The organism is Candidatus Enterococcus willemsii (genome assembly GCF_009933335.1).
Taxonomy (GTDB): Bacteria; Bacillota; Bacilli; order Lactobacillales; family Enterococcaceae; genus Enterococcus_F; species Enterococcus_F willemsii.
On record NZ_MAEL01000025.1, the window covers coordinates 1 to 8686 of the forward strand.

The following is an 8686-nucleotide window of genomic DNA, read 5'->3' on the forward strand; positions in this document are numbered from 1 at the left end:
TTACTACACTTGAATATAGTGATACTTTTTTAGAATTCAAATCTATTTATTCCTTTCAAAGATTATGTTTTGATACTATACATAATCAAAACATAATCTTATATTTATTCAATAATTCGCTTCATTAACTCTTCTGATGCATTCCCTCTATCATATTGAATATATTTCTTATTAAATTTTTCTATTCTTTCAGAATATTTATCAAAATAAAGAGAAATATTTTCTATTTCATGAAGTAAATCTTCTGTGTTGTCAATTAACGGACCTGGAGCCTCGTCTTTAAAGTCAAAATAGAGTCCTCTCAAACTATTTTTATAATCATCATAGTCATAAGTAAAGAACAACATTGGTTTCTGTAAAATAGCATAATCAAACATAACAGATGAATAATCTGTTATTAACATATCTGCTAATTTGTAGAAATCACTAATTTCGCTATTTCTCCCAAAGACAAAAGCAAATTCATCCAAGTCGTCAAGACTGAAATTCTTAATCATAAAATGATGAAGCTTAATAATTATTATATATTCGTCTCCTAATTTTTCTTTCATTAAATGTAAATCTATAGGCATAGAAAATTTCCCTTTAACTCTCCATGTAGGAGCGTACAGTATAATTTTCTTATCTCTTGGTAATTGATATTTTTCTAGAAGCTCTTCCTTTATGTCTGTGTTGTATACAAATAAACTATCGTTTCTAGGATAACCTATATTCAATAAAGTATTAGAAAATTGATAAGCTGATTTTGCAATCTCACCTACGTAATCGCTGGGTACTGTTAAATAATCCCATCGCTGACATTTCTTTATAAAATTATCTATTTGGTGCAATGGAATTTCTCCAGGATTATCTAATCCCAAGCGTTTTAATGGTGTTCCGTGCATTGTTTGCACTTCAATAGCTTCTTGTCTTTTTACATAATAATTTGGGAAGTTTACATTATTGAAAAAATATTTACTTCTAGCTAATGCATAAATATAACGCCATGAATTTAATTTAACAACCTCAGTATTTTCAGGGTCAAAATCAATCTTCACCAGTGTGTCTTGAATTGGAATAATATAATGTAAATCCGGTCGTTCCTTTCTCAAATATTCATAAATCGCTTTGGGATTATCACTAAATTCTCGTCCCCAAAAAGATTCCAAAACACAATAATTCTTTTTAATAGGTAATTTTCTCCATAGTGGATAGAACACACGTCTAACTACTTCTTGCCTTCTAGGACCGTCATCTATTTTCTCCCAATATGAACTTATTCTGTATTGCAAATGATTTTTGCCAAAAGGATGATATAACTCTCGTTTAATTCCGTTATTTTTTTGTAAAACTTTATCAATTCCGATATTAAACAAACAGATAGGTGCTAAATATTCGTGCGTCAGTTGATTATCTACTATTCTTACTTGTGTATCTTCATTAGATTCCTTCATAACATCCATATCATTATCTATCATTTCATCTAACTCAACATATTTTGTGTAAATAGCTTCTTCAATTTCTTTTGATAAATAAAATGCATATACTCTCTCATGTAAATTCGGTGAATTTGGTACTTGCACTTTAAGGAGACTTTCATAAGAATTTTTTTTAATAATATTATATGAAAGATCCACTCTCTCTTCCGATCCCCGCATAACAATCTTTGATGAAATAGCTGTATCAAAAAATGTATTTGGAACAGCAAATATAAATTCTAGAAACTCTTTTGTTTTAGATAGTTCAGTTACAACTGGCAGGGTTTCCCCAAGTCGCATTCTAAAGATAGCATCTTGAGCTGCCATTACGGTCAACTGCCCTGTTTTTCCCAATCCTAGTAATAATAATGGATTGTCATTGTTATAAGTGAGCAATTCAGTATCTTCAAATTTAACACTTATCAACTCATCGAATTTTTCTCTATCATCTGCTGTTAAAATTTCTTCATATAGTTGTTTTGATATTCTAGCTTCGAACAAACCTTCTTGATTTTTTTTAATTGGTATTTCTCGTGCAAATTCGCTTCTCATACTTATCAATAGTAAATTTGTCGCTCGAGATGTTGTTTTTCCAGTTAAAATAATCTCATCATCAACTAACTGGACTTTTTCAATGCTATTGTTAGTTGCTAGTTTACGTATATAGATCTCCCAAGCACCATTGTAATCAGTAGATATTAACGACGTATTTAGCTTATGTTGACGCGGCTTCGTTTTAAAACCTTTTTGAGGTGCTTTTAATTTAAATGCTTTCGTAATATTTGAATTACTTAATTCTAGTTCGATAAAATAATTATGTTCCATGTTTAGTTTTTCAAAAATCTCTCCTGAAATAGTAACCTCAAACCCAGAATAATTATAATTAAATAATCTTTTAAAAGGTAATTTGGATCCAATATCTACACCTTTTTTTAGTGTAATTTCAGGTCGGAATTTCATTTTTGAATTTTTCGATGCCGTTATTCGTACCCCTGTCTCAGCATCTACTAGATATACATCATATTTTGTTCTGTTTTTTAAACTTGAGTCTAATTTATTTAAATATGCCACTCCTGATACTTTTAATTCATCGTTTTCCCAGTTCACTTTTTCAATCCAAGTCATTGGTACAAAGTCACTATCTGCAATTCGTTCAGCTTCGGATAGAACATCAATAAACGGGTAATCAAACGTTAATTGTTTACCTATTTTTCGAGGTTTCATAATTGTTTTTCTTTGTTTTTCTAATTTTAATAATTCTAGAAAATCATTGAATCTTCCCATCTGAATTAAACGATATTTTACTCTACTCAATACAGATAACTCCATAAATACATCTGTACTAACTGTTCCTACATATTTTTTTATATAATTTTCTACAGCATTTTGATAATCCGAATCTACTTCCAACATGTAAGTCAAATACAATGGAAAATCCATTGACAGATTTTTATAATCAAAGGCATCTTTTAATTCTTCAGAGACATGATGGTCATAAAAAAAGTCTCTTACCATATCAATACCTTTTACTCTATCAACAAAGTTTTCTATTTTTTCTTTTTGTTGTGTAATAGAACTATCACCTGCGTCACGGGCTCGCCATTTATAAACTACATCCGTCAACACGTCAACTTTACTAGCTACTGAATGAGCGGGTAAGGTGACAGGAATATCTTCATATAACATCTTTTCCGGAAATTTAAAATCGTATTTTTTCCAAAAATCCATTTTAAAAATCTTATTCCAAGCCGTAGTATCGTATATTAATTCTGGTCGAGAATTAATATTTACACCAATCAAATTCTCTTTAAAAACCCGTCGATGAAGAACCGAAGGATACGTTCTCGTTGAATTAAAACGAACAACATTTCCTATAACAAAATCCGAACCACTTTCTTCAATTGTTTGTAACATTTTTTTATAAGCATTTCTAGTGATTACATCATCCGAATCAACAAAAGTCAAGTATTCCCCTACTGCGTATTTCATCCCTGTATTTCGAGCATTTCCCAGCCCACCATTAGGTTGATCAATTACTCGAACTTGCTCATATTTACGTTCTAAACGATAGGCAATTTCCAAAGTATTATCTGTTGAGCCATCATTAACTAATAATACCTCCATAGAATCAATTTCTTGTTGAATAATTGATTCAACACACTCTTCGAGATAGTTGCTAACATTATACGAAGGCACCACTACTGATAGTTTCAAATTTTTTCTCCTCTTTCAATTCTTTTTTGTCAGATAGTCTATTATATCATGATTTGTATGGAGACTATCTTTATCTAGAAATTTTGTAACAATTTTTTCATTATATTTATAATTATTTTCTGTAAGAATTTCCTGTATCAACTCATCTTCAGAATAATTTTTACCTAAAAGTCCAGTTTCTTTGTATAAATCAAAATACCAACCGACTTTTTTTTGATATTCATACACATCTTCTTGTAAGACAATAATCTTTTTATTCATATGTGCATAGTCAAACATCGCTGAAGAATAGTCGGTAATTAATATGTCCGAAATTAAAAACAACTCTTGAATATCCGATAGTTCGTTTGGAAAACAAATAATGTGCTTGTCTATATCATTATAAAACTTCATTAAATGCGACTCTAAGGGATGAAGTTTAACAATTATACGATAATCGTTAGGTAGTTCTTTAATTACTTGGGATAAATCCAGAGTAGATACTTTTTTTCTGCTATCCTTTCTCCAAGTCGGACAGTACAGAATATATTTGAGCGATTTATCTTCGTGATTAAAATATTTCTTAATGATTTCATTTCGGATTACTTCATTAAAGCGATTCGCTATTAAATAATTATTTCTAGGTGCACCGAGTATCAGTTTATGCAAGTTAGTATTTTCAGACAAGCAAAAAGCACTCTCAAAAAGTTCTAAATTTTTTTGAGAAGAAGTCAAAAGATAATCCCATTTTCTCATTCTAGGAAGGAATGCCTTAGTCTCTTCATCTCTCGCATCTATATTTTCCAAATCTGCTACCATTTTTTTCAAAGGAAAACCATGCCATGTTTCCACAAATACTTGTCCCTTTACTTTTTTAGCTTTATCTAAACTATTTCCATTCATAATAACAAGCTTAGATTTTCTAAATTTTTCAATATACCTAGCCCCACCAATACGAACAGGAATCATGCCAAATTGTAGAATTTCAATATCAACTAATTCATTAACTGAACTCACATAAAAATACCGCGATGGATATTTTTTTTGTAAATATAAAGCTAAATGTTTTGGATCTCCTGCAAATGATTTCCCATGAAAAGACTCTACAAAAATAAAATCTTCTCGCAATTCTCCCTCCAAAATGTCATCATCGTCAGCTAGATTTTCTGTCTTAGAAGATAAGATGGATTTAATTGTTTTTTTTATTTTTTCAGACTTAACTATAGTTCCAATAATTGGTAATTCTTTTAATTTCAAATATGCTTTTAATACAAAACTATTATCTTGAATGTTATTCTGTTGATTAATTAATTTTTCTATATAATCGAAAGAAACTTCTTTCACAGGATTGCTAATTTTATTTCTAGTAGGTATTTTTTGTATATACTTTGCAGCATAATTTCCTTTTTTCAAACTGGATTCTACTAGTATCAGATCTTTCTCATAAGCTTTTTTCCTTTCGATTACATCTTTTGATAAAAATCGTTCAATCGCTTGCGCATCTGTTGCAATGTCTTTTTCCAACCAACAAATACTTTCAAATTCTCCATAAATATCTGCTAATGAGTGATCATCCCCTTTATATAAAATGATAGGATTCCCTTCAGTAAAAGCTTCTAAAATTGAATAACCCAATGTTTCACATCTAGCTGTTGATAAATAAATTGTCTCTTCTGGTATTTCATTATTTATAAAAACAAACTTTTCTAATTTATAAAAACTAATTAATTGATGATAAGCTTTTTCATAGCCTCCAGTTCCATTTAAGTATAAAAAATATTGAGTTTGTTTTTTTATATTTACAAAATGGTCCATCAAACGTATAGCATACGCGATATCTTTTTGATATTCATCAAACCTAGAATAGATTAAAAAATTAATTTTTTGTCCCAAAGGAACTATTTCTTTTTTCTCTAGAGAAAGATGATTAATACTAACTGGATACTGGAATAATTGACTTTCCGGAATTTTTTTTGATAATTTTTCTAATATTCCGTCTGTAGCAACTCGAAAATAATCTATATACTCAATAGCAAAATCCAGTTCAGGATCTAACAACTGTAATGGTGTATGTATCTCTCCAACAACAGTTATTTTTGGATACAGTGATTTAATAGCCTTAGAAAACACAAACAAGCTTTCTCTAGTAATAATATATAAATCACACTTTTCTGCTGATTTAAAATTATTTAATTGTTCAAAATGTACCGAATCATTTGAGTTAAAATCATTCTTCATTAATTGACTCTTCTTCTTTGTAAAGGGAAGTAAATTAAAATAAACAATGGAATGTCTATCCTTTAAAAATTCATTTATTAAGTTAACATTGCTACGTTTTGTCCCCCCAGTGCCGAATAAGTCATAGCCTATAATACCAATTTTCAATATTGACGTAACATTTAGTTACTTCTCTCCTCTCTGAACTTCCACCATAAACTCCTTATTACAAACAATGGTAATTGCAATATCCTACCTATCCTCTTAGGATTGCTTAGGGAACGGTATAACCACTCTAGGTGAAGCTTTATATATAATTGAGGTGCTCTTTTCACATGTCCACTTAATACATCAAAACTGCCACCAACATCTTGAAGAATAGATGCTTCTAATACACCTTTATTTCTAAAGAGCCACTGTTCTTGTTTTGGAAATCCCATAGCAACAAATAAAAAATCTGGTTTTACTTGATTAATTTTCTTAACAACTTCATCTTCAGACAGCTTTGTAAAACCATCTATCGCTCCAGAAATGACAAGGTCAGGGTATTCTATTGCTAAGTTATTTAACATATCCTTTAATACTTCTGGTTTTGCACCATAAAAAAAAGCACTCTTCTTATGATGATTAGCATAATCTAAAAATTGTTTCATTAAATCAAAACCTGCTATTCGGTCTTTTATTTTCCCTCCCGTTAACTGTGAAACCAATACAATTCCTATACCATCAGGAATTCGATGCGTGCTTTCCTTAATATACTCTTCTACTTCGGGATATTTTTGAGCTTCGATTACAATTTGCGGATTAATGCTAGTAACAGTCATTTGTTGCTGTTTTTTTAAATATTCAGACAAATCACTTACAATCTGTTCGTAACTTAAATGATCCACAGGAATCCCGTTAATTAATTCTTCAGTCATTGTAATTTTCCACCCACTCCATTAGTTTTTCAGTAGCATTACCTTCATTAAATTGATTCCATAATTGATTAAATTCAGTAAATTTAAAGCCCTCATCCTCTATCGCTTCAATGAGTTGGTGAGTATTGATTACCAACGGACCAGGAATCCATTCTAAAAAACCAGGTTGAATTCCCACTGTATTACGATACATCTCTAAATCATAACAAAAAAATATCATCTTACCATTTGGGTTCGCTAATGAGTATTCAAAAGGAACAGAGGAATAATCGGTAATTAAACAGTCAACAGATGGTAATATTTCTTGTAACGTCATTCCTTTAAAATCTGTAATAATTTCTGAATTCTTCTGAATTTTGTTCTGAAACTTTGAGTCATGAGGGTGCGCTTTGACTAAAATCTGCCAGTTATGACCTATCTGCTTCGTTATACTGGAAAAATCAATGGGATTTTCATTATTTTTTTCTCTGTATGTCGGTACATATAATAGTGTTTTTTTCTGACCAAATTTTTGAACAAATTCCTTTTTGACTTTTTCAATCCAATCTTGATCAAAATACTTATCGGAAGGAATATATCCAAAAGGCAAAAATTCAATTAGTGTTTCATAACTTCTTTCAAACACATTTTTCATTTCGTTTGAGCTTACCATATAGTGAGTATACTTATTATATGTTTCCTTATAACGTTTTCGATCTAAATCAGATGCTTGTTGAGCGTATTTAGCTTCTAATCCAAAAGATTTTATTGCCCCCGCTGCATGCCATAATTGTACAATCTTCGTATCGTCGAAAAAATTAATTCCTCCTAAAAAAGCATAATAATTATCGCAAAGTATAAACTTAGCCCCTTTCACTAAAGGGACGACAGTTCCTAACAAAGACGACATAGTATAAATATCATGGACTTGATATCCTTTTTGTTTATACTCTAGCGCCAGTGATTTACTATTTTTTGTATAACAAATGATAAATTCTTTGGAAGATTTATTCATCAATGCTTCTAACATATATTTACTTGTAGTAGGAAAACTTAATAGAAATATTACTTTTTCATGCCGTTTCTTAACATACTTGCCTCTCAGCTTCACAAGAAAAAGATAGACACTTTTAAAACAGTTAATAATTTTTTTCATAACAAATTCCCTTCTTACACTATGCTACATTTTAACTTAAAATAGCAGAAAAGAAAATAATTGTTACTAAATCGTTATATTTTGAAAAAAAACTTTTATACACTCTCTGCCTAAAGTGTATAAAAGTTTTTTACTATTTCACTCTACAACTGCTGACTCTACATATCCTAACCAGTTTCCTTTACTATTATACAAAGTATAGTATTTCAATCCATTGTAATTCATACTGTATCCTCGAGCCATATATACTTCGCCATAATGATTTGAAGTGTGATCTTTTTTCTTCCAATTGAAGTTTTCATATATATCATGTGTTTTTGATTTTATTGTCACGTATTGATTGTATGTTTGATACACACCATTTTGTCCATTAGCCGCTTGAATGGCTGTTTCGTCTACGTATCCTAGCCAATTCCCTTTATTATCATACAAAGTATAGTATTTCAATCCATTGTAATTCATACTGTATCCTCGAGCCATGTATACCTCACCGTAATGTTTGGAAGTGTGATCTTTTTTCTTCCAATTGAAGTTTTCATATATATCATGTGTTTTTGATTTTATTGTCACGTATTGATTATAAGTTTGATACACACCATTTTGTCCATTGGCTATTTGAGTAGCCCCTTCATTAATATACCCAACCAAAAGGCCTTTATTATTGTACAAGGATATATATCTTATTCCGTTATAATCTTCATATTGTTTCGATTCATAGATTTTACTATAATGATTATATGAATTATCTTTCTTATCTCTATCTA

At 30.1% G+C, this 8686-nt stretch carries 4 protein-coding genes and 1 pseudogene; all 5 read right to left on the reverse strand.

What is annotated here, in order from left to right; all coding sequences use genetic code 11:
• Nucleotides 1–104: 104 nt before the first annotated feature.
• Complete coding sequence (locus BAU17_RS03745) at nucleotides 105–3671, reverse strand: bifunctional glycosyltransferase/CDP-glycerol:glycerophosphate glycerophosphotransferase (protein WP_161901486.1); 3567 nt, start codon at nucleotides 3669–3671, stop codon at nucleotides 105–107.
• 15 nt (nucleotides 3672–3686) lie between these two features.
• Nucleotides 3687–5888, reverse strand: a complete 2202-nt coding sequence (locus BAU17_RS03750) for a CDP-glycerol glycerophosphotransferase family protein (RefSeq protein ID WP_237579078.1) — start codon at nucleotides 5886–5888, stop codon at nucleotides 3687–3689.
• Between the two features lie 161 nt (nucleotides 5889–6049).
• Nucleotides 6050–6787: a WecB/TagA/CpsF family glycosyltransferase gene (locus tag BAU17_RS03755; RefSeq protein ID WP_161901488.1), complete on the reverse strand. Its 738-nt coding sequence runs from the start codon at nucleotides 6785–6787 to the stop codon at nucleotides 6050–6052.
• The gene (locus BAU17_RS03760; RefSeq protein ID WP_161901489.1) at nucleotides 6780–7922 is read right to left on the reverse strand and encodes a CDP-glycerol glycerophosphotransferase family protein; all 1143 of its coding nucleotides are present in this window, start codon (nucleotides 7920–7922) and stop codon (nucleotides 6780–6782) included. The genes BAU17_RS03755 and BAU17_RS03760 overlap by 8 nt, the downstream gene beginning before the upstream one ends.
• A gap of 138 nt (nucleotides 7923–8060) precedes the next feature.
• Nucleotides 8061–8686, reverse strand: a pseudogene (locus BAU17_RS14165) (GH25 family lysozyme); the annotation flags it as partial.